This is a genomic window from Kitasatospora sp. NPDC036993 (assembly GCF_055607525.1).
The window spans coordinates 114,149-136,697 of the sequence record NZ_JBVJRP010000022.1; the positions used below are offsets into that span (position 1 = coordinate 114,149).

At 72.3% G+C, this 22,549-nt stretch carries 25 protein-coding genes and 2 pseudogenes; 15 read left to right on the forward strand and 12 right to left on the reverse strand.

Annotated features, from left to right (window positions below):
• Nucleotides 1-17: 17 nt before the first annotated feature.
• Nucleotides 18-2,606, reverse strand: coding sequence for a bifunctional FO biosynthesis protein CofGH (locus ACZ7C5_RS33790; RefSeq protein ID WP_470324158.1), 2,589 nt, complete (start codon nucleotides 2,604-2,606; stop codon nucleotides 18-20).
• 181 nt (nucleotides 2,607-2,787) lie between these two features.
• Between ACZ7C5_RS33790 and ACZ7C5_RS33795 the strand changes: the two genes are divergently transcribed.
• The 3 genes from ACZ7C5_RS33795 to ACZ7C5_RS33805 are packed head-to-tail and all read left to right on the forward strand — an operon-like array spanning nucleotide 2,788 to nucleotide 6,022.
• Nucleotides 2,788-4,017 (forward strand): LolA family protein, encoded by a 1,230-nt coding sequence (locus tag ACZ7C5_RS33795; RefSeq protein WP_470324159.1) that lies wholly within the window; start codon nucleotides 2,788-2,790, stop codon nucleotides 4,015-4,017.
• A 3-nt stretch (nucleotides 4,018-4,020) separates the two neighbouring features.
• Nucleotides 4,021-5,163 (forward strand): ABC transporter ATP-binding protein, encoded by a 1,143-nt coding sequence (locus ACZ7C5_RS33800; protein ID WP_470324160.1) that lies wholly within the window; start codon nucleotides 4,021-4,023, stop codon nucleotides 5,161-5,163.
• The gene (locus tag ACZ7C5_RS33805) at nucleotides 5,150-6,022 is read left to right on the forward strand and encodes an ABC transporter permease (RefSeq protein ID WP_401091628.1); all 873 of its coding nucleotides are present in this window, start codon (nucleotides 5,150-5,152) and stop codon (nucleotides 6,020-6,022) included. Before ACZ7C5_RS33800 ends, ACZ7C5_RS33805 begins: the two co-directional genes overlap by 14 nt.
• Here the strand turns inward: ACZ7C5_RS33805 and rarD are convergent.
• Both rarD and ACZ7C5_RS33815 read right to left on the reverse strand, forming a co-directional pair.
• Nucleotides 6,012-6,980, reverse strand: a complete 969-nt coding sequence (rarD, locus tag ACZ7C5_RS33810) for an EamA family transporter RarD (protein WP_401091630.1) — start codon at nucleotides 6,978-6,980, stop codon at nucleotides 6,012-6,014. The genes ACZ7C5_RS33805 and rarD overlap by 11 nt on opposite strands.
• A 180-nt stretch (nucleotides 6,981-7,160) precedes the next feature.
• Nucleotides 7,161-8,009 carry an SDR family oxidoreductase gene (locus tag ACZ7C5_RS33815; RefSeq protein WP_401091632.1) on the reverse strand — a complete coding sequence of 283 codons (849 nt, stop codon included), beginning with the start codon at nucleotides 8,007-8,009 and terminating at the stop codon, nucleotides 7,161-7,163.
• Between the two features lie 111 nt (nucleotides 8,010-8,120).
• Between ACZ7C5_RS33815 and ACZ7C5_RS33820 the strand changes: the two genes are divergently transcribed.
• Both ACZ7C5_RS33820 and ACZ7C5_RS33825 read left to right on the forward strand, forming a co-directional pair.
• Nucleotides 8,121-8,531, forward strand: coding sequence for a winged helix-turn-helix transcriptional regulator (locus ACZ7C5_RS33820; protein WP_401091634.1), 411 nt, complete (start codon nucleotides 8,121-8,123; stop codon nucleotides 8,529-8,531).
• A gap of 174 nt (nucleotides 8,532-8,705) precedes the next feature.
• Nucleotides 8,706-8,936 carry a DUF6011 domain-containing protein gene (locus ACZ7C5_RS33825; RefSeq protein ID WP_188300388.1) on the forward strand — a complete coding sequence of 77 codons (231 nt, stop codon included), beginning with the start codon at nucleotides 8,706-8,708 and terminating at the stop codon, nucleotides 8,934-8,936.
• Nucleotides 8,937-8,982: 46 nt separating this feature from the next.
• Here the strand turns inward: ACZ7C5_RS33825 and ACZ7C5_RS33830 are convergent, their stop codons facing one another.
• The gene (locus ACZ7C5_RS33830) at nucleotides 8,983-10,926 is read right to left on the reverse strand and encodes a tetratricopeptide repeat protein (protein WP_470324161.1); all 1,944 of its coding nucleotides are present in this window, start codon (nucleotides 10,924-10,926) and stop codon (nucleotides 8,983-8,985) included.
• Nucleotides 10,927-11,162: 236 nt separating this feature from the next.
• Here ACZ7C5_RS33830 and ACZ7C5_RS33835 point away from each other — a divergent pair, with 236 nt between their 5' ends.
• Nucleotides 11,163-11,879 (forward strand): chitinase, encoded by a 717-nt coding sequence (locus tag ACZ7C5_RS33835; RefSeq protein WP_401091640.1) that lies wholly within the window; start codon nucleotides 11,163-11,165, stop codon nucleotides 11,877-11,879.
• Between the two features lie 114 nt (nucleotides 11,880-11,993).
• Entirely contained in the window at nucleotides 11,994-12,488 is a 495-nt protein-coding gene (locus ACZ7C5_RS33840; protein WP_470324162.1) for a hypothetical protein, read from the forward strand.
• An 18-nt stretch (nucleotides 12,489-12,506) separates the two neighbouring features.
• On the opposite strand, the gene ACZ7C5_RS33845 is transcribed toward ACZ7C5_RS33840, so the two are convergent.
• The gene (locus ACZ7C5_RS33845) at nucleotides 12,507-13,481 is read right to left on the reverse strand and encodes an SDR family NAD(P)-dependent oxidoreductase (protein WP_401091644.1); all 975 of its coding nucleotides are present in this window, start codon (nucleotides 13,479-13,481) and stop codon (nucleotides 12,507-12,509) included.
• Nucleotides 13,482-13,543: 62 nt separating this feature from the next.
• On the opposite strand from ACZ7C5_RS33845, the gene ACZ7C5_RS33850 reads away from it, so the two are divergent.
• The 3 genes from ACZ7C5_RS33850 (at nucleotide 13,544) to ACZ7C5_RS33860 (ending at nucleotide 16,337) form a co-directional block, all read left to right on the forward strand.
• On the forward strand, nucleotides 13,544-14,002 hold the full coding sequence (locus ACZ7C5_RS33850; protein ID WP_470324163.1) for a MerR family transcriptional regulator: 459 nt from the start codon (nucleotides 13,544-13,546) through the stop codon (nucleotides 14,000-14,002).
• 202 nt (nucleotides 14,003-14,204) lie between these two features.
• Nucleotides 14,205-15,551: a tetratricopeptide repeat protein gene (locus ACZ7C5_RS33855; protein ID WP_470324164.1), complete on the forward strand. Its 1,347-nt coding sequence runs from the start codon at nucleotides 14,205-14,207 to the stop codon at nucleotides 15,549-15,551.
• A gap of 114 nt (nucleotides 15,552-15,665) precedes the next feature.
• A complete protein-coding gene (locus ACZ7C5_RS33860) occupies nucleotides 15,666-16,337 on the forward strand; it encodes a DsbA family oxidoreductase (protein ID WP_401091650.1) in 672 nt (223 codons plus the stop codon).
• Nucleotides 16,338-16,401: 64 nt separating this feature from the next.
• On the opposite strand, the gene ACZ7C5_RS33865 is transcribed toward ACZ7C5_RS33860, so the two are convergent.
• From ACZ7C5_RS33865 to ACZ7C5_RS33880, 4 genes are all read right to left on the reverse strand, one after another.
• Nucleotides 16,402-16,755: an antibiotic biosynthesis monooxygenase family protein gene (locus ACZ7C5_RS33865; RefSeq protein WP_188300380.1), complete on the reverse strand. Its 354-nt coding sequence runs from the start codon at nucleotides 16,753-16,755 to the stop codon at nucleotides 16,402-16,404.
• 347 nt (nucleotides 16,756-17,102) lie between these two features.
• Nucleotides 17,103-17,420, reverse strand: a complete 318-nt coding sequence (locus tag ACZ7C5_RS33870; protein WP_401091653.1) for a hypothetical protein — start codon at nucleotides 17,418-17,420, stop codon at nucleotides 17,103-17,105.
• A gap of 105 nt (nucleotides 17,421-17,525) precedes the next feature.
• A complete protein-coding gene (locus ACZ7C5_RS33875) occupies nucleotides 17,526-17,774 on the reverse strand; it encodes a hypothetical protein (RefSeq protein WP_188300378.1) in 249 nt (82 codons plus the stop codon).
• The gene (locus ACZ7C5_RS33880) at nucleotides 17,771-18,142 is read right to left on the reverse strand and encodes an ATP-binding protein (RefSeq protein ID WP_401091655.1); all 372 of its coding nucleotides are present in this window, start codon (nucleotides 18,140-18,142) and stop codon (nucleotides 17,771-17,773) included. Before ACZ7C5_RS33880 ends, ACZ7C5_RS33875 begins: the two co-directional genes overlap by 4 nt.
• A gap of 180 nt (nucleotides 18,143-18,322) precedes the next feature.
• Here ACZ7C5_RS33880 and ACZ7C5_RS33885 point away from each other — a divergent pair, with 180 nt between their 5' ends.
• The 3 genes from ACZ7C5_RS33885 to ACZ7C5_RS33895 all read left to right on the forward strand — a co-directional run bounded on the left by ACZ7C5_RS33885 (nucleotide 18,323) and on the right by ACZ7C5_RS33895 (nucleotide 19,850).
• A complete protein-coding gene (locus ACZ7C5_RS33885; protein ID WP_470324165.1) occupies nucleotides 18,323-19,210 on the forward strand; it encodes a helix-turn-helix domain-containing protein in 888 nt (295 codons plus the stop codon).
• Between the two features lie 10 nt (nucleotides 19,211-19,220).
• On the forward strand, nucleotides 19,221-19,421 hold the full coding sequence (locus ACZ7C5_RS33890; RefSeq protein ID WP_401091659.1) for a DUF397 domain-containing protein: 201 nt from the start codon (nucleotides 19,221-19,223) through the stop codon (nucleotides 19,419-19,421).
• 228 nt (nucleotides 19,422-19,649) lie between these two features.
• Nucleotides 19,650-19,850 carry a DUF397 domain-containing protein gene (locus tag ACZ7C5_RS33895; RefSeq protein WP_470324166.1) on the forward strand — a complete coding sequence of 67 codons (201 nt, stop codon included), beginning with the start codon at nucleotides 19,650-19,652 and terminating at the stop codon, nucleotides 19,848-19,850.
• A gap of 1 nt (nucleotide 19,851) precedes the next feature.
• On the opposite strand, the pseudogene ACZ7C5_RS33900 reads toward ACZ7C5_RS33895, so the two are convergent.
• Nucleotides 19,852-20,196, reverse strand: a pseudogene (locus ACZ7C5_RS33900) (ARMT1-like domain-containing protein); the annotation flags it as partial.
• A gap of 101 nt (nucleotides 20,197-20,297) precedes the next feature.
• Between ACZ7C5_RS33900 and ACZ7C5_RS33905 the strand changes: the two are divergent.
• Nucleotides 20,298-20,501: a DUF397 domain-containing protein gene (locus ACZ7C5_RS33905; protein WP_470324167.1), complete on the forward strand. Its 204-nt coding sequence runs from the start codon at nucleotides 20,298-20,300 to the stop codon at nucleotides 20,499-20,501.
• Nucleotide 20,502: 1 nt separating this feature from the next.
• Here the strand turns inward: ACZ7C5_RS33905 and ACZ7C5_RS33910 are convergent.
• Nucleotides 20,503-20,819: pseudogene (locus ACZ7C5_RS33910) on the reverse strand (ARMT1-like domain-containing protein); the annotation flags it as partial.
• 130 nt (nucleotides 20,820-20,949) lie between these two features.
• Between ACZ7C5_RS33910 and ACZ7C5_RS33915 the strand changes: the two are divergent.
• Entirely contained in the window at nucleotides 20,950-21,150 is a 201-nt protein-coding gene (locus ACZ7C5_RS33915) for a DUF397 domain-containing protein (RefSeq protein WP_470324171.1), read from the forward strand.
• A 47-nt stretch (nucleotides 21,151-21,197) separates the two neighbouring features.
• Here ACZ7C5_RS33915 and ACZ7C5_RS33920 read toward each other — a convergent pair whose 3' ends face one another.
• On the reverse strand, nucleotides 21,198-22,346 hold the full coding sequence (locus ACZ7C5_RS33920; protein ID WP_470324168.1) for a damage-control phosphatase ARMT1 family protein: 1,149 nt from the start codon (nucleotides 22,344-22,346) through the stop codon (nucleotides 21,198-21,200).
• Nucleotides 22,347-22,549 lie beyond the last annotated feature (203 nt).

A 22,549-nucleotide genomic window follows, 5' to 3' on the forward strand; every position in this document is an offset into this window, starting at 1 on the left:
CGGTCGGTCCGGCGCGGTCAGTCCAGCACCGGCAGCAGCTCCGGCAGGTGCCCGTCCGAGGCCAGTGCCGCGGCCCGCCGCTCGGCCGGCACCTCGCCGTAGGTGGTGGTGCGCTGACGGTGCGGACGGCCCGCCGCCTCGGCGATGGCCTGGAGGTCGCGCACCGACTTGTAACTCCCGTACGCCGAGCCGGCCATCCGGGAGATGGTCTCCTCCATCAGCGTGCCGCCCAGGTCGTTGGCGCCGGAGCGGAGCATCTCGGCCGCGCCCTCGGCGCCCAGCTTGACCCAGCTGGTCTGGATGTTGGGGATGTGCGGGTGCAGCAGCAGCCGGGCCATCGCGATCACGGCGCGGTTGTCCCTGGCGCTCGGTCCGGGACGGGCGATGCCGGCCAGGTAGACCGGCGCGTTGGTGTGGATGAACGGCAGGGTCACGAACTCGGTGAAGCCGCCCGTCCGTTGCTGGATCCCGGCGAGCAGCCGCAGGTGGCCCAGCCAGTGCTTCGGGGTGTCCACGTGCCCGTACATCATCGTGGACGAGGAACGGATGCCCAGCTCGTGCGCGGTGGTGACCACCTCGACCCAGGTGGCGGCCGGCAGCTTGCCCTTGGTGAGCACCCAGCGGACCTCGTCGTCCAGGATCTCGGCGGCGGTGCCGGGGATGGTGTCCAGGCCCGACTCCTTGGCCCGCTGGAGCCAGTCCCTGATCGAGAGCCCGGTGCGGGTCGCGCCGTTGACCACCTCCATCGGCGAGAAGGCGTGCACGTGGATGCCGGGCACCCGCTCCTTCACCGCGCGGGCGATGTCGAAGTAGGCGGCGCCGGGCAGGTCCGGGTGGATGCCGCCCTGCATGCAGACCTCGGTGGCGCCCACCTCCCAGGCCTGGGCGGCCCGGTCGGCGACCTGGTCCAGGGAGAGGGTGTAGGCGTCCGCGTCGGTGCGGCGCTGGGCGAAGGCGCAGAAGCGGCAGCCGGTGTAGCAGACGTTGGTGAAGTTGATGTTCCTGGTGACGCAGTAGGTGACGTCGTCGCCGACGGCGTCCCTGCGCACGTCGTCGGCGATCCGGCAGAGGGCGTCCAGGGCCGGGCCGTCGGCGTGGAACAGGGCCAGCGCCTGGTCGTCGGTCAGCTTCACCGGGTCGTCCGCGGCCACCGCGAGGGCCTCCCTGAGGTCCCCGGTGAGGCGCTCAGGGGCGCCCTCGGCGAGCACCTGCTCGCGCAGCACCTCCCAGTCGCCGTACACGTCCTCGAAGTCGGCCCTGCGGTCGCCGGTGCGGCCCGCGGTGTCGATGGTGGCGTGCAGGTCGGTGCGCCCGTACGACTCCGGCAGGTCCTCGGGCTCCTGCCAGGGCAGGCCGCGGACCGGCGCGTCCGGGTCCGCCAGTCCGGTGGCCGGGTCGGCCAGGGCGCGCACGTGCGGCAGCACCCGCGGGTCCAGCCAGGGCTCGCCGCGGCGCACGTACTCGGGGTAGACGGCGAGGCGCTCGCGCAGCTCGAAGCCGGCCGCCGCCGAGCGCTCGGCCAGCCGCTCGATCTGCGGCCAGGGGCGCTCGGGGTTGACGTGGTCGGGGGTGAGCGGGGAGACCCCGCCCCAGTCGTCGACGCCGGCCGCGATCAGCCGCTCGTACTCGCCGTCGACCAGGTTCGGCGGCGCCTGGAGGCAGGCGGCCGGGCCCATCAGGTGCCGGGCCACCGCGACGGTGGCGACCAGCTCGTCCAGCTCGGCGTCCGGCATGCCGCGCATCGCGGTGTCCGGCTTGGCCCGGAAGTTCTGCAGGATCAGCTCCTGGATGCCGTGGTAGGCACGGGAGACCCGGCGCAGCGCGAACAGCGACTCGGCGCGCTCCCGGTACGTCTCGCCGATGCCGATCAGCAGGCCGCTGGTGAAGGGGACGGAGCTGCGCCCGGCGTCCTCCAGCACCCGCAGCCGGACGGCCGGCTCCTTGTCCGGGGAGCCGAAGTGCGGGCCGCCGGGCTCGCTCCACAGCCGGGTGGCGGTGGTCTCCAGCATCATGCCCATCGAGGCGGAGACGGGCTTGAGCCGCTGGAAGTCGGTCCAGCTCAGCACCCCGGGGTTGAGGTGCGGCAGCAGGCCGGTCTCCTCCAGGATGCGGATCGACATGGCGCGCACGTAGGCGATGGTGTCGTCGTAGCCGTGCGCGTCCAGCCACTCGCGGGCCTCGGGCCAGCGGTCCTCGGGCTTGTCGCCGAGTGTGATCAGGGCTTCCTTGCAGCCGAGTTCGGCCCCGCGCCTGGCCACCTCCAGCACCTCGTCCGGGGACATGTACATCCCGTGGCCCTCCCGGCGCAGCCTGCCGGGGACGGTGGCGAAGGTGCAGTAGTGGCACTTGTCGCGGCAGAGCCGGGTGAGCGGGACGAAGACGCTCTTGGAGTAGGTGATGACCCCGGGGCGGCCGGCCGCTTCGAGGCCGGCGTCCCGGACCCGGGCGGCGCCCGCACAGAGGTCCAGCAGGTCCTCGCCTCTGGCCTGGAGCAGCACGGCTGCCTCGGTGACGTCGAGGGCGACGCCGTCCCGGGCGCGGCGCAGGGCGCGGCGCATCGCGTTCGCGGTCGGCGGGGTGCTGGCGTCCACGGCGGTTCCGTCCATGGCGCGACGATACGCCAGGGGTGGTACCCGGGTCGGAGCAACCCTGATGCCGTCTCAGGGTCGGCGTACCCAAGAAGGCCACCCCGATCTGCCCCCACAGGGCGATGACGGCGTCGGCGCGGCGGCTTCTAATGGAAGGGCAGGGCCAATCTGACGGGTACCCAGAGGAGTTGAGGACGCCATGACCAACGAAAAGGCGGCGGGGGACGATCTGGACGGCGGCCTGCCGTACGGCTCCCGGCGACGCGTCCTGGTGCGCGCCGGGGTGCCGGTGGCGGTGGCCGCGGCGATCGCCGCGGGAGTGGGACTGGTGCCGGCGCTGGCCGCGGACGGCCCGCCCGACCTTCCGGCGCTGACCGCGGAGCAGGTGGTCGCCAAGGTGCTCGGCTCCGAGACCCAGGCACTGTCAGGGACGGTCTCGATCAGCACCGACCTCGGCCTGCCCACCCAGCTGCTGGGCGCGGCCGGCGGCCTCGGCGGGGCGGCCGGCGGCCACGGCGGCCAGGGCTCCTCCGCGGACCCGAAGTCCAAGCTGCTCGGTCTGCTCGGCGGGGACCAGACGGTGCGGATCGCGGTGGACGGTCCGGAGCGCCAGCGGGTGGACGTCCTGGAGGACATGTCCGGCTACACCCTGGTCCACAACGGCGACCAGGCCTGGGCCTGGGAGAGCTCGTCCAACACCGCGGTGCACACGGCCGGCCTGGCCGCCGGCGAGCGGCCCGCGGGGGCGCCGCTGTCCGAGCTGCCGACCAGCCCGCAGGAGGCCGCCAGGCAGTTCCTGACCGGGAGCGCCGGCACCACCTCGGTCACCGTCGCCGGGACGGCCAAGGTGGCCGGGCAGGACGCCTACCAGCTGAGCGTGAAGCCCACCCAGTCCGGTTCGACCCTGGCCGAGGTCAGGATCTCGGTGGCCGCCGCCAACGGGGTGCCGCTGGCGGTGGCGGTGAAGTCGGTGGACGGCAGCACCGTGCTGAACGTCCGCTTCACCAAGGTGTCCTTCGCCAGGCCGGACGCCAAGACCTTCGACTTCACCGTCCCCAAGGGCGCCAAGGTGACGGAGGAGAAGACGGACGGGGCGCCCCAGGGCGCGCCGGACGGAGCCGGGGAGCACCGGGGCGCCCAGGGGCACGAGGGCGTGAACGTGATCGGTGAGGGCTGGACGGCGATCGTCGCCACCCAGCCGCCCGGCACGGCCGGCGGCGCGCCGCAGGGCGACGGCGGCGGCCACGGCGGGGACGGTGCGGCACGGTCGCTGAACCCGCAGGCGATGGCGAAGTCGTTCGGCAAGCCGGTCGACGGCGGCACGCTGGTCAGCACCAAGGTGCTCAACGTCCTGCTCACCGACGACGGCCGGGTCTTCGCCGGCGCGGTGACCCTGCCGGTCCTCCAGCACGCCGCCGGGGTGAACTGACGGATGGCCAAGGCTCCCGTAACGGGGGACGTTACGGAGTCGGCCGGGGGTACGGGCGCCGAGCCGCGCCCGGCCCCCGTTCCCGTTCCATCCGCCTCCCTCTCCTCCGCTTCCTCCTCTTCTGCGACAACCGGTGCGGCCGGTACTGCCGGTGCCACTGGTGCCGCCGCTGCCGCCGGTACCGCCGGCCCGTCCGGCTCCCGCGCCGACGACGTCATCCGGACCCGCGGCCTGACCAAGCGCTTCCGCGGCGGCCAGCTCGCCGTGGACGGCCTGGACCTGGCCGTGCCGCGCGGCTCCGTCTTCGGCTTCCTGGGCCCCAACGGCTCCGGCAAGACCACCACCATCCGGATGCTGATGGGCCTGATCGCCCCCACCTCGGGCGTGGCCACCGTCCTCGGCGAGTCGATGCCGCAGTCCGTCGCCACCGTGCTGCCCCGGGTGGGCGCGCTGATCGAGGGCCCGGCTCTGTACGGCTTCCTCTCCGGGCGGGACAACCTGGTGCGCTTCGACGCCGCCGACCCGACCGCCGACCCGCGCACCCGCCGGCAGCGGGTCGGCGCCGCGCTGGAGCGGGTCGGCCTGGGCGCGGCGGCGGACAAGAAGGCCCGCGCGTACTCGCTGGGCATGAAGCAGCGCCTGGGCCTGGCCTCCGCGCTGCTCCAGCCGCGCGAGCTGCTGGTGCTGGACGAGCCGACCAACGGGCTGGACCCGCAGGGCATGCGGGAGATCCGGGCGCTGGTCAGGGAGGTCGCGGCGGAGGGCACCACGGTGTTCCTCTCCTCGCACCTGCTGGACGAGATCGAGCACGTCTGCACCCACGCCGCGGTGATGTCCCGGGGCCGGCTGGTGGTGCAGGGCACCGTCGCCGAGCTGGCCGCCCGGGCGCAGGGCCGGCTGGTGGTCCGCACCCCGGACGTGGCGCGGGCCGCCGAGGTGCTGGCGGCCCACCGGGTCACCGCCCTGGTGCCCGGCGAGGACCGGGTGGACGGCGAGCCCGGTGTGCTCGACGAGGAGGCGCTGCCCAGGCTGTGCGCGGCGCTGGTCGGGGCCGGGGTGCGGGTGCACGGCTTCGGGCTGGAGCGGGGCACGTTGGAGGACGCCTTCGTGGCGCTGACCGGGGAGGGCTTCGATGTCGCGGGCTGAGGCGCTGCCGATCCGCACCGGGCGGCGGCCGCAGACGGTGGCCGGGTTCCTGGCGCTGTTCAGGAACGAGCTGCACCTGACCTTCCGGCGGATGCGCACCATGGTGCTGCTGGGCATCCTGGCGGTGCTGCCGGTCCTGATCGGGGTGGTGGTCAAGCTCAACACGGACAGCCCGCACGAGGGCGGCGGTCCGAGCTTCATCGCGCAGACCACGCAGAACGGGCTCTTCCTGGTCTTCACGTCCCTGGCGGTGACCCTGCCGGTCTTCCTGCCGATGACGGTCGGCGTGGTCGCCGGGGACTCGGTGGCGGGCGAGGCAGCCACCGGGACGCTGCGCTACCTGCTGGTCGCCCCGGCCGGGCGGACCAGGCTGCTGGCCGCCAAGTTCACCGCCGGGCTGGTGTTCTGCCTGGCCGCCACGGCGGCGGTCGCGGTGTCGGCGCTGGCCGCGGGCGCCGCGCTCTTCCCGCTCGGCGAGGTGACGCTGCTCTCCGGGGACACCATCGGTCTCGGCGACGCGCTGCTGCGCGCGCTGCTGGTCGCCCTGGTGGTCGCGGTCTCGCTGGCCGGGCTGGTGGCGATCGGACTGTTCGTCTCGACGCTCACCGGCAGCGGCATCGCGGCGATGGCCGCCACCGTCGTCCTGGTGGTCACCGTCCAGATCCTGGACGTGTTCCCACAACTGGACGCGGTCAGGCCGTTCCTGTTCTCCCACTACTGGCTGAGCTTCGCGGACCTGCTACGGGCTCCGATGTACTGGGACGGCGTGCTGAAGGACCTCGGCCTCCAGGCCGCCTACGTCGCCGTGTTCGGCTCGGCGGCCTGGGCGCGCTTCGCCGGCCGGGACATCAGCGCGTGACGGCCGGCTGCGCGGGTTCGGGCTCCGGCGCGGCCGCGGCCCGGGCCGCGCGGTCGGCCCTGACCTGGCGCAGCGCGTCCCAGGTGAGCAGCGCGAGCGCGACCCAGACCAGGCCGAAGCCGGCCCAGCGGGCGGGCGGCATGGACTCGTGGAACACCGCGACGCCGATCAGGAACTGGAACACCGGCGCCAGGTACTGGAGCAGCCCGAGCACGGTCAGCGGCACCCGGACGGCGGCCGCGCCGAAGAACAGCAGCGGGATCGCGGTGATCACGCCGCTGAGCATCAGCAGCCCGGAGTGCCCCCAGCCGTACGAGCCGGCCACCGTGTGCCCGAAGGTGCCGCGCCCGCCGACCTGGAGGTAGACCAGGTAGCCGAGGGCGAACGGGAACATGAAGGCGCTCTCGGCCGCCAGGCTCTCCAGTCCGCTCAGCCCGACCTGCTTCTTCAGCAGGCCGTAGGTGGCGAAGGAGAGCGCCAGGGTGAGGGCGATCCAGGGCGGCTGCCCGTACGCGACGGTGAGCACCGCGACGGCGGCGGCACCGATGCCGACCGCCGTCCACTGCACCCGGCGCAGCCGTTCCTTGAGCACCAGGACGCCGAAGGCGATGGTGACCAGGGGGTTGATGAAGTAGCCGAGGCTGGTCTCGACCACGTGCCCGGCGTTGACGGCCCAGATGTAGACGGCCCAGTTGACCGAGATCACGGTGGCCGCCCCGGCCAGCATGGCGAGCCGGCGGGGCTGGCGCAGCAGCGGGCGTATCCAGCCCCAGTGCCGCTGGGCTATCAGCATCAGGAGCACCGCGACCAGCGACCAGACCATCCGGTTGGCCAGGATGTCGTCGGCGGGGCTGGGCTCCAGCAACGGCCAGAACAGGGGGAACAGGCCCCAGATGCCGTACGCGGCGGCGCCGTACCAGAGGCCCCGGCCGTTGTCCTGCTGGTCTGTCTCCGCCATGGCCGAGTGCCCTCCCGCGCGCGTGTGTCGAGGCGACGGTAGCGGGCGGGAGGGGCGACTGTCATCTCCGTTTCCGGATTTTGGTCATGACAGTGTTTGCATGCCGGACGTTCCGGCGGCACCGGGGCGCGGAGCCGCGGCGGGCTCAGGCGTTCAGGGCCGCGCGGAGCCGCGGCGGGCTCAGGCGCCCAGGGCCTCGCGGACGGACTCGGCCAGCGGGACGGTCGGGCGGCCGATCAGCCGGGACAGGTCGCCCGGGGTGCCTGCCAGCTCACCGCGGGCGATGCCCGCGTCCACGTCCACCAGGACCTCGGCGAAGCCCTGCGGCAGGCCCGCGCCGACCAGCACGTCCAGGTGCTCGGCCGGGGTGACGTTCCGGTGCCCGACCGGCTTGCCGGAGGCCTCCGCCAGCTCGGCGGCCAGCTCGGGCAGGCTCCAGGCGGCGTCGCCGCTCAGCTCGTACACCGTGCCCTCGTGGCCCTCGCCGGTCAGGACGGCGACCGCCGCGTCCGCGTAGTCCCGGCGCGGGGCGGTGGCGACCCGGCCCTCCCCGGCGCTGCCGAGCACCACGCCGCGCGCCACCGTGCCGGCCGCGTCGCCCAGGTAGTTCTCGGTGTACCAGCCGTTGCGCAGGAACGAGTACGGCAGGCCGGAGGCGAGGATCAGCTCCTCGGTCGCCTTGTGCTCGTCGGCCAGCCGGAAGGTGGCCGCGCCGGGCGCGCTGGTGTAGGCGAGCAAGGCGACCCCGGCCGCCTTGGCGGCGTCCACCACGGCCCGGTGCTGCGGGATCCGGCGGCCGACCTCGCTGCCCGAGATCAGCAGCACCCGGTCGCCCGCGGCGAAGGCGCCCGCCAGGGTCTCCGGCTTGTCGTAGTCGACCACCCGGACGGCCACGCCGCGCGCGGCCAGGTCGGCGGCCTTCTCGGCGGAGCGGACGGCGACGGCCACCTCGCTCGCGGGGACCCGGGCCAGCAGGCCCTCGACGACGAGACGGCCGAGCTGGCCGGTGGCACCGGTGACGACGTACATGGTGGAGCTCCTCGGGTTGCTACGTGACTGCTACGGGGTTCTGGCCTCGCAACTCACTTTAGGGACAGCACTAACCTTTCGAAAGTACGCACTTCAAAGTAGGGTACTGACATGAAGGTAAGCGAGCTGGACAAGGGCGGACTGCCGCCCGCCGACGTCTTCGACCGGATGTGTCCGTCCCGGGGCGTGCTGGAGCACGTCACCAGCCGCTGGGGCGTGCTGGTGCTGGGCGCGCTGAACGAGCGCGGCTACCGGTTCAGCGAGCTGCGCCGCAAGGTCACCGGGGTCAGCGAGAAGATGCTCGCCCAGACCCTCCAGACGCTGGAGCGGGACGGCTTCGTCCTCCGCGAGGCGCACCCGGTGATCCCGCCGCGGGTCGACTACAGCCTCACCCCGCTGGGGCGGGAGGCGGCGGACCTGGTGGCGGCGCTGGCGCACTGGTCGGAGCGGCGGGTGCCGGAGGTCGAGGCGGCGCGGGAGGAGTACGACGGGCGGGCCACCGCCACCGCCGCCTTGCGGTGAGCCGGGGCGCGGCCGTGCGACGAGGGAGCCGCGCTGCCGCCGGGCGACGAGGGCGTCGGGCCCGTCCGGGCCCCGGGCCCGGCCGACGGCGTGGTCCCGGCCGGCCGGTGGCCACGGGGCCGTCGTTCCGCGCACCGGCGAGGCCTCGACGGCTCAGGCGGCTACCGTCTCCCCATGACCAGTCCGACCAACCCGACCGGCTCGACCGACCCGACCGGCCCCGAACCGCTCCCCGGCACGGACACCGCGCAGACCATCCGCTCCCGGGTGACCTGCCGCCGCTGCCACCGGCCGCTGCACGACCCGGAGTCCCGGATGCTGCGGCTGGGTCCCGAGTGCAGGGACCCGGCGGAGCGGGTCGCGCGCTTCGACGTCGACCAGGAGCCGCTGCCCGGGGTGGGGTAGGAACGGCCTCGGCGTCTCTGCCCGCGGCGCCCCGGCCCGCAGTGCCTCAGCCCCTGCCGAAGAGGCGGCGCAGCCGGCCGGGGCGGGGCTCCTCCGGCTCCGGGGCGTCCGGCTCGTCCGCCTCCGGCTGCTCCTGGTCCCGCTCCGGTCCCTGGCCCTCCTGGGACGCCGCCTCCGCGTCGGCGGCGTCCTCCCTGGCCGTCAGGTGCCGGGCGAGTTCGCGGTCCTCGTCGGACGTCCATGGCGCGACGAGCACCAGCGCGGCCAGTGAGCGGAGGATCGTCACCACCCGGGTGCGCCGGGCCCTGGCGGCGTGGTGCAGCCGCTGCTGGAGCAGGGCGGCGACGTCGGCCCGGGTCTGCGGCTGCGTCCAGCCGATCGCGACCAGCGCGAAGCCGGCCGCCTCGACCACCCAGTCCTCCGGTCCGAGCAGCAGGTCGCGCAGCACCCGCCGGCGCTCGGAGCCCTCCCAGGGCTGGTCGGTGCGGTGGTGGGCGATGCCGAGGCAGGCGAAGACCTGGACGGCGCGCACCCACAGTTCGGGCTGGTGGGCCAGCAGGGCCCGGCCGAGTTCGTCCTCGCGCGGCATCGGCGGGTGGACGAGGACGCCGAGCAGGTCGTCCAGCGGCAGTCCGGCGAGCCGGACGGCGTGGTCGTAGGCGGCGGGGACGGTCGGCCAGAAGATCTCGGCGGTGGAGCGGACGAGTTCGGCGCTCCGCGGCGAGGGCGGGGCGACCGCCGGGCGCGGGCTGGTGCCGTCCCAGACCCAGATCCGGGTGGTGGGTCCGGTCAGCGGCAGCCGGGGGTCGGGCTCGCCGACGGCCTGGTAGCCGACGGTGGAACGCGGCAGCGCGAGCCGGACGGCCAGCACCGAGCTGGGCGGCTCCAGGGTGGAGGCCGTGCACTCGACCTCGGTGTCTCGGGTGGTGTCGGAGGCGGCGAGCACCTGGTGCAGCACGTTGACGGTCGCCTCGGTGGCGCCGGAGACCAGGCCGAGCCAGGGCTCCCGGCTGCTCAGCCGCTCCAGCAGCTCCTGGGCGTACTCGTGCTCGGGGTGGGCGCGGTGGTGGTCGGCCAGGCCGAGCAGGTGGGCCGGGTCGCCGTCGAGGGCGTGCAGCAGCCCGTACCTGGCCGGGCCCGCCTTGGGGTGGCCGGGTTCGGCGGCGAGCACCCGGTCCAGCCAGGCCAGGCCTTCGAGGGGGCGGCCGAGGGTGCCGTACAGCTCGGCGACGTCCACCGCGAGGTAGCTGCTGGGGTCGTCCCCGTCCGGTGCGACCCGCGCCAGCTCGGCCTCCCAGACGGCGAGCGCCTGTTCCGGCCGGCCGTCCGCGCGCAGGGCGTTGCCGAGCATCACGGCGGGCAGGTAGCCGGGGGCCGACCGGTGGGCCCGCTGGGCGAGTTCGACGGCGCGGGCGGTGTCGCCGAGCCGGCGGGTCAGGCCGGAGGTCATCGCGAGCAGCAGCACGTGGTCGCCGTGGCGGGCCAGCACGGCCTGCACGAAGTCGTGGAACGGCCGTACGGCTTCGGCCGGTTCGGCCGGGAGCGGGTCGGGCAGCGCACCGGTGGCCCTGGCCACCGCCTGGGCGACGGCGTCCGGGTCGACCAGGCCGGGCAGGTCCTCGCGGGCGAGCCAGGCGGCGTGCGCCCAGGGGCGGGCCGGCTCGTACTGGATGGCGGAGGCGAGCAGCCCGACGGCGGCGTCCCAGTCCCCGGCGGCGGCCTCCACGTGGGCCCGGCAGACCGCCGTGCCGAGGTACACCTGGCCGTCCAGCGGGAACAGCTCGCGGGCCGCCGCCGGGCCGCCCGCGGCCGCGCACAACTCGGCCAGCGCCTCGTGCAGTTCGGGCAGCTGGGGGTCGGCGAGTATCGCGTCGCCGAGGTGGTCGGCGGCGTGCGTCAGATCGCCGGAGTCGATCGCCAGCCGGGCGAGCGCGACCTCGCCCTCGGCCGCCAGCCGCTCGTCGCCCTCGTCTTCGGTGTGACCGCTCATCGTCCCTGCTCCCCCGGTGGCCCCGCGCCGCCTCGTCCCCGTTCCGCACGAGGTTATCCGGTGCCACCGGCAGCATGTTGATCAACCCAGCGGCTCGTCCAACGCTTGGATCGGATACGACCCGTACGAGTGGTTTGGACCTCCGAGGGCTTCAGCTCGGCAGCCGGCGCCCACCACTATTGCCGAGCCGCTTCGCGAGCGAAGTGCCCATCCCGCCAACGGAATCGAGGACATCGATGAAGCTCCCGCGCACCCTGTCCCTGGCGGCCTCCGCCGCCGTTCTGAGCACCCTCGCCATCGCCGGCCCGACCGCCCCGGCCTCGGCCGCCGGCTCCTTCGTGGTCAGCGAGGCCCAGTTCAACCAGATGTTCCCGAGCCGGAACGGCTTCTACACGTACAAGGGCCTGGTCGACGCCCTGAGCGCCTACCCGGAGTTCACCACCACCGGCGACGACGCCACCCGCAGGCGCGAGGCGGCGGCCTTCCTCGCCAACGTCAGCCACGAGACCGGCGGCCTGCGGTACGTCGTCGAGCAGAACACCGCCAACTACCCGCACTACTGCGACACTTCGCAGCCGTACGGCTGTCCGGCCGGGCAGGCCGCGTACTACGGGCGCGGCCCGCTCCAGCTGAGCTGGAACTTCAACTACAAGGCGGCGGGCGACGCCCTGCACATCGACCTGCTGCACGACCCGTACAAGGCCGAGAAGGACCCGGCGGTCTCCTGGAAGACCGGCCTCTGGTTCTGGAACAGCCAGACCGGCGCCGGGCGGATGACCTCCCACGACGCCATCGTCAACAACAAGGGCTTCGGCGAGACCATCCGCAGCATCAACGGCGCGCTGGAGTGCGACGGCAGGAACCCGGGCCAGCGCGACGACCGGATCAACCTGTTCAGGAAGTTCGTCGGCGTCCTCCAGACGAACGTCGGCGGCGGCAACATCTCCTGCTGACCGGGAGGTCGGCGGCGTGGAGCGGGAGGTCGGCCGGGCCGGCTTCCCGCTCCACTGTCAGTGCCGGGTGCTTCACTGGCGCTCGACGTCGCGCATGGACGAAGGGTGGCTGCGATGGGTGTGCTGACCGACTACTTCCGGGCGGCCGACGCGGCAACGGTCGTACGGGCGCTGGAGCTCACGGAGGGCGGGCTGCCGCCGCTCGGCGGCGAGGGCTCCTTCGACGGGGTGGAGGCCAAGGGCGTCGATCCGGACGTCGTGCTCGGCCAGCTGGTGGCCGTCGCCCTCGGCGAGCCGTGGCGGACCGGCCTGGTGACGGAGACGGCGGTCTGGCCCGCCACGCCGGCGCCCGGCCCGCCCGGGCCCGCGGACGAGGACGACCCGTGGGCGACGGGCCCGTGGGTCACCGAGCTGGGCGCCGCCGCCCGGGACGCGCTCGCCGCGATACCCGACGAGCGGGTGCCGGAGGCGGTCGGACGCTGGGCCGAGGCGGAGGAGTGGGACGGCGCCGACCCGTCCGATCTGCTGCCGCTCGCCGAGGAGTTGATCGCCCTCGCCCGGCGGGCCCGGGCGGCCGGGGAGCAGCTGTACTGCTGGATCTGCCTGTAGCGGCGGCTCAGCGGCGCCTCAGCGGGTGATCGGCGGGGCACCGGTCGCCGCGAGGGAGAGCTCCCAGAGCCGGGCGGCCGCGTCGGGGTCGACGGCGTACGGGCGGACGCCACCGTCGTCCATCGGGGTGTCCGGGCCGCAGACCCGGGCGACCTCGCAGTCCTCCAGGTACAGGCCGCCGCGGCCGTCGAGCAGCGGCGAGGTCGCCGCCCACAGGCCGGTGGCCGCGCCCTGGGAGGGGGTCTTGAAGCCGGCGCCGATCACCGTGCCCTCGGCGTCCACCCAGCCGCGTTCGATCTGCTCCTGCCGGGTCATCTCGCGCTGGAGCCCGGTGATGATCTTTCCCGGGTGGAGCGCGAACGCCCGTACGCCGTCGCCCTTTCCGAGCGCGTCGAGGTGCACGGCGAACAGGGCGTTGGCGGTCTTGGACTGGCCGTACGCCAGCCACTTGTCGTAGCCGGTACGGAAGTGCGGATCGTGCCGGCGGATGTCGGTCAGGGCGTGCCCGGCCGAGCTGTTGACGACGACACGCGCGCCGTCGGGGGCGGCGGCCAGCAGCGGGTACAGCTCGCAGACGAGGAGGAAGTGCCCGAGGTGGTTGGCGGCGAACTGCCCCTCCCAGCCCGGCCCGACGCGCCGCTCGGGGGTGGCCATGACGCCGGCGACGGCCAGCAGCAGGTCCAGCCGGCCCGTGGCCTCACGGATCAGCCCTGCGGCGGCGCGGACGCTCGCGGGGTCGGTGAGGTCCATCGGGACGACCCGGCTGCCGGTGCCGCCGAGTGCGCTGCGGGCGACGTCCGGGCGGCGGGCCGGGACGATCACCCGGGCCCCGGCGGCGGTCAGTGCCCGGGTGGTCTCCAGTCCGAGGCCGGAGTAGCCGCCGGTCACGACGGCGGTGCGGCCGGAGAGGTCGAGGCCCGCCAGGACGTCCCCGGCGGCGCTGACGGCCGAGAAGGGCGAACCGACTGTGCCGGTGGTGGTGTTGGTGGTCATGACGAGGACGGTAGGAAGTAGAGCGCGGTCTAGATCAAGTCCCGCTCCTATGCTCTGACGCCATGGGCGGCATGGACAGCACAGACAGCACGGACGGCACGACGGAACTCACCATCGGCGAGGTGGCCGGGCGCACCGGGCTCAGCGTGCACGCCCTGCGCTTCTACGAGCGCGAGGGGCTGCTGGTCGGCCCGGTGCGGCGCACGGCGGGCGGACGCCGGCGGTACGCCGTGCTCGACGTGCGGTGGCTGGAGATCTGCGTCAGGCTGCGCGAGTCCGGCATGCCGCTCGCCGACCTGCGCCGCTTCGCCGAACTGGTCCGGCAGGGGCCGGGCAACGAGGCCGAGAGGCTGCGGCTGCTGGACGCCCACCAGCGGCGCGTCGACGAGCGGATCCGGGAGTTGGAGGAGTGCCGCTCGCTCATCGCCTGGAAGGCCTCGGTCTACGCCGACCACCTGGCGCGCGGCGAGGCCGCCGGGCTCTGGGACCCGACGGCGGAAGACCGGTCACCCGGGGCGTGACCTGCCCGGCACCATGCCTGGCGCTGCCATCGGCCCGGCGCATGGGGCGCTCGCGGGCTCACGAGCTCGGATGTTCGGGGACTCGCGGGCTCGGGGCGGGCTACTCGAACGGGGGCTCCAGGGTTGGCGTCCGGCACGGAGGTTCGGACATCCGCCGGAAATCTCCGGGCGGGCCGTCGGCACCGTCGCATAGCCTGCCCCGGTGAATCTTGACGATGTCGCCTGGCAGCGGCAGTTCGACGGCGGAATAGACGGCTTCATGGCGGAACACCTGGCCCGACAGGGGCAGTTGGAGCTTCTGATCGAGACCGCCCGGGACCGCGGTGAGTGGTTCTGCGCCGAGGTGGCGGTCAGTGAGCTGTGCGCGGCAGGCGAGTTCGAACGGGCCCTGACGGTCCTGGAGCCGTTCGTCGCGGTCGGCTGGCCGTTCGCCGTGCGGGAGTCCGCCACGATCATGATCCGACAGGGCCGGATCGAGGAGGGGTTGGCCCTGGTGCGTCCGGACGCGGCCGGGCTGGAGTCGGCGCACGACTGCCGCTGGTTCGCCGAGGCACTGGTGGAGGCCGGGCGGGTGGACGAGGCCATCGAGGTGCTCACGCCGCATCTCGGGGAGCCCTGGATCCTGGAGTCACTGCTCGATCTGACCGGGGGGCAGCACCGTGACGCGCGCGTCCTGGAGTTGCTCGCCCCGTGCGCCGAACGCGCCCGGGGCGGCACGGCAGACTGCCGGTGCTCCGCGGCCGGGGGTCAGCGCGAGTGCCTGCACCAGCCGTCGGCGGTGCTGATGCTGTACGGCCGGGTCCTGGAGCGCATGGGCCGGGCGGACGAGGCGATCCGCCTGCTGGGCCCGGTCCTGCCCGTCGTCCCGAGCATCGCCCGGCTGTACGCGGATCTCCTCGCCGGCCAGGGCCGGATCGACCAGCTGCGCGAGCTGGCCGCCGGCGAGCACGCGGACGTCGCCCGCGACCGGTGCGCGGAGGTGCTGGAGGAGCAGGGGCGGGTCCGGGAGGCCGAAGCCGTCCTGCACGCGTCCCTCGAAGCGGGCGACCGGTCCGCCCGTCGGCGCCTCATGGCCTTCCTGGCCCGCCAGGGACGCCTCGACGAGGCCGTCGAGGCCGGACGGCCCGCGTACGAGGACGCCGGAGAGAACCTCCTCCACGAGGCGATCGACCTGCTGATCAAGGCGGGCCGCCCGGAACGGGCGCTGGAGCTCCTGACCGGCCTCGGCGCCGCGTACGCCGACGCGCATGCCGATGCGCTGCGCCACACCCGGCTGCGCCTGCTCGCGAAGGCCGGGCGCTCCGCCGAGGGCGTCACGGAGGTGCGGGCCCTGAGCGTGCGGGAGCCCGGCCAGTGGGACACCACGCTGGCCTGGCTGCTGGATCTGGACGGCCGGACGGACGAGGCCCTCGACCTGCTCCGGTCGTCCACCGAGCACGGGGCCCACCAGGAGATTGCCGTGATCCTGAGCAGGTACGGCCGCTACGCCGAGGCAGTCGCCGCCATCCCCACGGTGTCCGCCCAGCGCGAGGCGCGGAAGCGACGCTGAGGCAGGACGCTGCTCTCCTGGATGTTTCAGGGTGAGAAATATCCAGGTCGGCGCCGGCGTTCCGGTAGGCGTCCGCGCGGGAGGTCCGCGTGAGCCTGGAAGGAGTGCGGCGCCGTGCGCGTGGAGGTCTGGAGCGACATCAACTGTCCGTGGTGCTACATCGGCAAGGCCCGGTTCGAGCAGGCCCTGGCGGCGTTCCCGCACCGCGAGGAGGTGGAGGTCGTCCACCGCTCCTTCGAGCTGGACCCGCGGGCGCCGCACGAGGCCCGTCCGGTCGTGCCGCTGCTCGCCGCCAAGTACGGGATGAGCCTGGAGCAGGCCGAGGCGGCGGAGGCCCGGATCTCCGAGAACGCCCGCGCCGAGGGCCTGCCGTACCTGCGCGAGGGCCGCGACGCGGCGAACTCCTTCGACATGCACCGCCTGCTGCACTTCGCCAAGGAGCACGGCCGGCAGGGACAGCTGCTGGACGCGCTGTACCGGGCGAACTTCGCCGAGGAGCGGTCGGCCTTCGAGGCGGGCCGCCTGGTCGAGCTGGCGGTCGGGGCCGGGCTGGACGGCGAGGCGGCCGCGGCCGTCCTGGCCGACCCGGAGGCGTACGCGGAGGCGGTGCGCGAGGACGAGACCACGGCGAGCGCCATGGGGGCGACGGGCGTGCCGTTCTTCGTCCTGGACCGGCGGCTGGGCGTCTCGGGCGCTCAGCCCGCGGAGACGTTCACCCAGGCGTTGGAACAGGCTTGGGAAAGCCGGGTCGCGCTGCCGCTGACCCCGCTCGCGTCGGAGGCCTGAGCAGTGCCGGAGCGCGAGAAGTCGGCCGGGCCGACTTCTCGCGCCGGCGGGGCTCCGCGAGGGGCTACTCCCGTACGAACCCGTGACTCCGCTCCACCTTCGCCACGTGCAGCGTGTAGCGCTCGTACCACTCGGCCCGCCCGCGCTTCTGGGCCGCGCGGTGCTCCGCGTTGGTCCGCCACTCGGTGAGGGCGTCGGCGTCACGGAAGTACCCGACGGTGATGGACAGCCCGCCGGGTGTCTGCGCGTGGTCCATCCCCAGATAGCCCGGGATGTCCCTCACCAGGTCTTCCATGCGCTCGTTGGTCTCGCTGTAGCCGCTCTGCTCCTGGGTGCGCACGGTGGTGAAGACGGCCGCGTAGTAGGGGGGCTCGAAGGCCTCGACGGGCAGAACGGGAACGTCCGGATCATTGCTCACGGCCTCACCGTAAGGCGGGTGTGCCTGACGTTCCGACGTCTTTGCCGAACGGGATGCGGAAGGGATCCGGTTCTTTGCCGAACCGGCGGAGGTCGTCCTGTTGGGCCCTGGCCCTGGTCCGGCAGGATGACCTCGCAGCCGGCTCTCCCCTCTTCTCCCCCACCGCGTCGACAGCGGAGGGGAGTTCGACCGTGCCCACCGGTCGCGGCGGGGTGATTCCGGCGACGGGCCCGAGCTTCCGGGCTCCGGCCGGGGCTGCGTGCCACCACTCCCGGGCACCGGGCAGACGGGTGTAGACCTCCCCTTCGGATTGCCAAGTACCCGGCAGCGGAAGGGTGGAGGCCGGGCTACGGCTGGGGTCGGGAGTTGAGCCGGGTGGCGAGCCACGGGGAGTTGCGGCCGGCGCCCTCGCGGTACGCGATGCGCTGGACCGCGAAGAGCAGGCGGTAGAGGTTGAGGGCGGTGTCGGAGTCGTCGGCGGCGAAGCCCAGGCGGTGGACGAAGGTCTCCAGCCCGGGCCAGTCGAAGTCGTCGGGGACGGCCGGGGCGACGGAGACCCCGGAGAGGGCGTTGAAGGCGGCGGCGACCGCGTAGTTGGCCGCGGCGAGGGCGTTGATGACGTCGGGGTCGGTGGCCGGGGCGGCGGCCGGGACGGGGACGCTCACGTCAGGACTCCTCCGTGTCGGGCTTTGCAAGGTTGAGGGTGGCGATGACGCCCAGGGCGACGGTGGCGAACGCGAGGGCGAGGAGGGTGAGGAAGGCGGCGGCGATCAGGAACCGCACGAGCGCTCGCGGTCGGCGTCGAGGAGGAGGGTGAGGAGGTTCAGGAGGGTGGAGACCGGCGCGTTGGCGAAGCGGACGAGGACGCGGCCGTCGCGGGTCCTGTCCGTGCAGGCGTAGGGGAAGAGGAGGCCGAACTTTCGGCCGCGCTCGTGGAGTTCACCGACGAGGGCGAGGACGTCCATCTCGGTGTAGGAGCGGATCCGCGGGTCGGAGGGCTTCATCGGCTGACGCTTCACGCGGCGGCTTCCTTCATCAGTTCGAACCAGACGACCTTGCCCTGCTTCCGGGGCTCGGCGCCGAGGCGGTGGGTGAGGGCGCGGACGAGGTAGAGGCCCCGGCCGGAGACGGCGAGCAGGTCCGCCGGGAGGCCGACGTCGGGGAGGACAGGGCTGTTGTCAGCGACCGAGACCCGGAGACGGCGGCCGGCGAGGGCGACGACGACCAGGGGCGCAAGGGTGTCCCCGTGCCTCCAGGCGTTGACAAAGACTTCGTGCAGGGCAAGTTCGGCGTCGGAGATGGCGGAGGGGCGCCACCCCGCGGAGGTGAGGAGGTCGGAGAGCTCGGCACGAGCGGCGGACCAGTCGGGAGGGTTGCAGGCACGCATGAGAGACCCCGGGGGGAGGAGGGGAATCGGCGAAGCAGACACTCCGCCATGTGATCGATGCAACACTGAGAGTAGGGCAGCAGTTTCAAGCCTGCAACATATTCGCCGAGCACCACTCTCACGGGTGGTGCCTCGCAGTCTCGGGGAGAGAGACTGCGCACGACACGGAAGGGGCGATTCTTGGCACTCAGGACCGAGATCAGCGAGCGACAGCGTCGCTTCGGCGCCGAGCTGAGGCGCCTGCGCGAGGAAGCCGGCCTCACCGTCAAAGATGCTGGCGCCCTCATCGACATGGGTGCACCGCAGCTCAGCCATATCGAGGCCAGCCGAACCGGGTTGGACCCGGTCCGCCTCACCAACTTGCTGGACCACTACGGTTGCACTGACGAGACGTACATGACCGAGTTGCATGATCTCGGTGCGAGCGACGGGAAGGGCTGGTGGACCGCGTTCAAGGGGCAGATCACCCCCAGGGCCCTCGATCTGGCTGAGACAGAGGCCATGGCAGTCGCCCTGGACAACTATGAAACCTTCTACATCCCCGGCTATCTACAGCTGCCCGCATACACCGAGGCGATGTTCGAAGATGCTTATCCAGAGCCGAGTCAGGCGACCCAAGCCGTGGTTCAGTTCCGCAACGAGCGACAGCGAATCCTGACCGACGAACGCTCGCGGCGGTTCCGATTTGTCATCCACGAAGCCGCCCTGCTTATGCAATTTCCCGGGAAAGCCGTGATGCGGGCCCAGTTGAAGCATCTGCTGGCCGTTTCGGATCTTCCCAACGTCACCATCCAAGTTCTGCCATTCACGGTCCCGAAGAAGCCGCCACGCGCGAACTCATTCCTGGTGTGCGCCCCTCGCTCAGCTGCACTCTCGACCGTCATCCTGGATGGACCAACTCGCGCCGAGTACCTTGTCGACCAGACCTCAATCGCCAGCTACCTCGATCGCTTCGAGCAGCTGAGTGAGATCGCCCTACCTGCCATCACCAGCGATAGGTCGATGCAGGATGTCTCACGAGACTCCTGGGGGTTGATCCAGCACCTTCTGTACCTACTGCAAGAGTGAAAGGCGCACGATGTCCGAACTCCGCTGGCAGAAGTCGTCGTTCAGCGACACGGACGATGGCAGCCACTGTGTAGAACTAGCCCTCGGTGAGGGGGATCTTCGCCACGTTCGCGAATCCGATGACCCCTCCGTCATCCTCACCACCTCGGCCACCAGGCTCCGCGCCTTCCTCCTCGGCGCCAAGGCGGGCGAGTTCGACCACCTCACCTGACTCACCGCCCGCTCGTTGGACCCCAACGAGCGGGCGACCAACAAAGTCCAACCTGCACAACGGCATGCCCGCCGCTGATCCGCCAAGCCGTCCCCGAGCCGTCAAGCCGGGCGACGGTGACCGCATCCACACCGACGATCACATCCGACTTCAACGTCCGCAGAGCCACAACAGGCGACGAGAGGTAGCCGACCATCCCGCCGACGGTACAAGCTTGAAAGGCATCCGATGTCCGAACTCCATTGGCAAAAGTCATCATTCAGCGGCTCGAACGCGGGCGGTAGCTGCGTTGAACTCGCAGCTGGAGCTGCGGACGTCCGTCACCTTCGCGAATCCGACGACCCGCCCGTCGTCCTCACCACCTCGGCCACCAGGCTCCGAGCCTTCCTCCTCGCCGCCAAGGCGGGCGAGTTCGACCACCTCACCTGACTCACCGCCCGCTCGTTGGACCCCAACGAGCAGGCGACCAACGAAGCCCGACCTGCACAACGGCATGCCCGCCGCTGATCCGCCACACCGCGCCCGAGCCGTCGAGCCAGGCGACGGTGACCGCATCCACACCGACGATCACATCCGACCTCAACGTCCGCAGAGCCACAACAGGCGTAGGGAAGCAACTGACCATCCCGCCGAAGGGAATCATCGGCGGCCAGAGCCGATCACCCACCAGGCGACGGTAGTTGAGGTTTCCCTCGAGTACCGTCATCCCGGCACCCGTGAACTCGGCCCGCAGGTCGACAGGCATGTCCTCATACGACAGTGGCGAACATGCCCTGCCGGTTGCAGACTGGGAAACGGCGTTGCGTGGACTCCCTAACTGCGACTCGTGGGGACTCCTGCATCATCGTCTCTATCTGCTTCAGTCGTGAAAGGCACATGATGTCCAACACCTTCTGGCAGAAGGCGTCGTACAGCGATGCGGAAGGCGCCGACAACTGCCTCGAACTCGCACGAGGCAACGGGGCTCTCCGTCACCTTCGCGAATCCGATGACCCCTCCGTCATCCTCACCACCTCGGCCACCAGGCTCCGCGCCTTCCTCCTCGCCGCCAAGGCGGGCGAGTTCGACCACCTCACCTGACTCACCGCCCGCTCGTTGGACCCCAACGAGCGGGCGACCAACAAAGTCCAACCTGCACAACGGCATGCCCGCCGCTGATCCGCCAAGCCGTCCCCGAGCCGTCGAGCCAGGCGACGGTGACCGCATCCACACCGACGATCACATCCGACTTCAACGTCCGCAGAGCCACAACAGGGTAGGGAAGCAACTGACGCTCTCGGCGAAGAGAGTCGTCGGCGGCCAGAACCGGTCACCCACCAGGCGACGGTAGTTGAGGTCTCCCTTGAGTACCGTCATCGCAGTACCAGTGAACTCGGCCCGCAGGTCGACAGGCATCTCGTCAGACAGCGTCAACGAACATGCCCCATCGGTTGCAGACCGGGAAACGGCGTTGCGCGGACTCCCCAACCACGACCCGTGGGGCTCCTACATCATCTTCTCTATCTGCTTCAGTCGTGAAAGGCACATGATGTCCAACACCTTCTGGCAGAAGTCATCCTTCAGCGACGCCGATGGTGGCAGCACCTGCATTGAGCTGGCCACCGGAGGCAACAACGTCCGTCACCTTCGCGAATCCGATGACCCCTCCGTCATCCTCACCACCTCGGCCACCAGGCTCCGCGCCTTCCTCCTCGCCGCCAAGGCAGGCGAGTTCGACCACCTCACCTGAACCAACCCTGCTAGCCGCCCGCTTGTTGCACCCCAACGAGCGGGCGGCTAGCGAAGCCCGACCTGCACGACGGCATGCCGGCCGCTGGTCCGCCACGCCGTCCCCGAGCCGTCCAGCTGGGCGACCGTGGCTGCATCCACGCCAACGATCACATCCGACTTCAGCGTCCGCAGAGCCACAACAGGCGTAGGGAAGTAACTGACCCTCTCGGCGAAGGGAGTCGTCGGCGGCCAGAGCCGGTCGCCCACCAGGCGACGGTAGTTGAGATCTCCCTTGAGTACCGTCATCGCGGCACCCGTGAACTCGGCCCGCAGGTCGGCAGGCATGTCCTCATACGGCAGTGGCGCGCAGAAGAACGGGTGCGTCCGGACCTCGAGCGCGCCCCCGTTCATCGCCTGCCACAGCCGACCGCCCACCGCCGCGGCAGCCGCCGAGGTCGCACGGCGGAGGCGCTCGACCGACGCCAGGACATCCGCCATCGTCGCGTCTGAAACGAAGTACGGCTGGGGCTTCACGTACAGGACCACCTGCGCCGCCAGGCCGCCGCTCAGGAGGTGGTCGATCAGCACCAGGTCCGGCAACAGCTCCCGGCCGGCGTTGTCCGCGACGACGCAGACCCGCCCACCCTTGCTCCGTTCCAGCTCGGCCCAGAACAGCGCGCTCTCGTCGGCGACCAGATCGGACACCGTCGATCCGTCGGCCTCCGCGGTGATCTGGAAGCTGAGGTCCGCACGGTTGCCCCAGAGGGCCGACGACAGCAGCGCCTCTGCTCGCCGACCGGCCGGCAGGCCGTCGAGCTTGCCCAGAGCGGCCAACTCGTCGTCCACCGCCGGCCCGGCCAACTCGGCGCTCTTGAACGGTGCGAAGGGGTCGATCCCCTGCCAGGCCCCGGGCCGGAAATACCCGATGGCGTCCAGCAGTCGGCGGTAGAAGTAGCTCTCCGCCCACAGGAACGGTGCCTCGCCCCAGGGGCGCCCCCACAGGCCCTCTCCCCACTCCAGCCACTGGGCCTGGTCGTGGGAGCTCTCCGGCAGCGGTTCGAGGACGCCGGTGGTGCTCTCCACAAGCAGCCGCTCCACCGCCGCCCGCTCCGCGGGGCCGTACGGCAGCGCGTCGAGCACCTGCCGGACCAGCTTCGGGTGGCGCTCGTGGAACACGCCCCAGGCGAAGGACCCGGGGACGTCGCTGCGGATCACGGGTGCGGTTGGCACGTGGGGGCTCGTCTCTCTCGTCCTGCTCGTCGTGGCCCTGGCCGGCTACTGGGAGCGTAGCTCCGGGCGCTCTTCCCGTGACGGGCCGCAGGGCCCGGAAACGCAAAGAACCCCCATCCGGGATTCCCGGATGGGGGTTCTTCAGAAGAATTGTTCGGCGGCGTCCTACTCTCCCACAGGGTCCCCCC

Excerpts from the sequence above, each read along its gene's own strand:
- ACZ7C5_RS33790 (WP_470324158.1), bottom strand. The coding sequence starts at position 2,606 with ATGGACGGAACCGCCGTGGACGCCAGCACCCCGCCGACCGCGAACGCG.
- ACZ7C5_RS33795 (WP_470324159.1), top strand. The coding sequence starts at position 2,788 with ATGACCAACGAAAAGGCGGCGGGGGACGATCTGGACGGCGGCCTGCCG.
- ACZ7C5_RS33800 (WP_470324160.1), top strand. The coding sequence starts at position 4,021 with ATGGCCAAGGCTCCCGTAACGGGGGACGTTACGGAGTCGGCCGGGGGT.
- ACZ7C5_RS33805 (WP_401091628.1), top strand. The coding sequence starts at position 5,150 with ATGTCGCGGGCTGAGGCGCTGCCGATCCGCACCGGGCGGCGGCCGCAG.
- rarD (WP_401091630.1), bottom strand. The coding sequence starts at position 6,980 with ATGGCGGAGACAGACCAGCAGGACAACGGCCGGGGCCTCTGGTACGGC.
- ACZ7C5_RS33815 (WP_401091632.1), bottom strand. The coding sequence starts at position 8,009 with ATGTACGTCGTCACCGGTGCCACCGGCCAGCTCGGCCGTCTCGTCGTC.
- ACZ7C5_RS33820 (WP_401091634.1), top strand. The coding sequence starts at position 8,121 with ATGAAGGTAAGCGAGCTGGACAAGGGCGGACTGCCGCCCGCCGACGTC.
- ACZ7C5_RS33825 (WP_188300388.1), top strand. The coding sequence starts at position 8,706 with ATGACCAGTCCGACCAACCCGACCGGCTCGACCGACCCGACCGGCCCC.
- ACZ7C5_RS33830 (WP_470324161.1), bottom strand. The coding sequence starts at position 10,926 with ATGAGCGGTCACACCGAAGACGAGGGCGACGAGCGGCTGGCGGCCGAG.
- ACZ7C5_RS33835 (WP_401091640.1), top strand. The coding sequence starts at position 11,163 with ATGAAGCTCCCGCGCACCCTGTCCCTGGCGGCCTCCGCCGCCGTTCTG.
- ACZ7C5_RS33840 (WP_470324162.1), top strand. The coding sequence starts at position 11,994 with ATGGGTGTGCTGACCGACTACTTCCGGGCGGCCGACGCGGCAACGGTC.
- ACZ7C5_RS33845 (WP_401091644.1), bottom strand. The coding sequence starts at position 13,481 with ATGACCACCAACACCACCACCGGCACAGTCGGTTCGCCCTTCTCGGCC.
- ACZ7C5_RS33850 (WP_470324163.1), top strand. The coding sequence starts at position 13,544 with ATGGGCGGCATGGACAGCACAGACAGCACGGACGGCACGACGGAACTC.
- ACZ7C5_RS33880 (WP_401091655.1), bottom strand. The coding sequence starts at position 18,142 with ATGCGTGCCTGCAACCCTCCCGACTGGTCCGCCGCTCGTGCCGAGCTC.
- ACZ7C5_RS33890 (WP_401091659.1), top strand. The coding sequence starts at position 19,221 with ATGTCCGAACTCCGCTGGCAGAAGTCGTCGTTCAGCGACACGGACGAT.
- ACZ7C5_RS33895 (WP_470324166.1), top strand. The coding sequence starts at position 19,650 with ATGTCCGAACTCCATTGGCAAAAGTCATCATTCAGCGGCTCGAACGCG.
- ACZ7C5_RS33905 (WP_470324167.1), top strand. The coding sequence starts at position 20,298 with ATGATGTCCAACACCTTCTGGCAGAAGGCGTCGTACAGCGATGCGGAA.
- ACZ7C5_RS33915 (WP_470324171.1), top strand. The coding sequence starts at position 20,950 with ATGTCCAACACCTTCTGGCAGAAGTCATCCTTCAGCGACGCCGATGGT.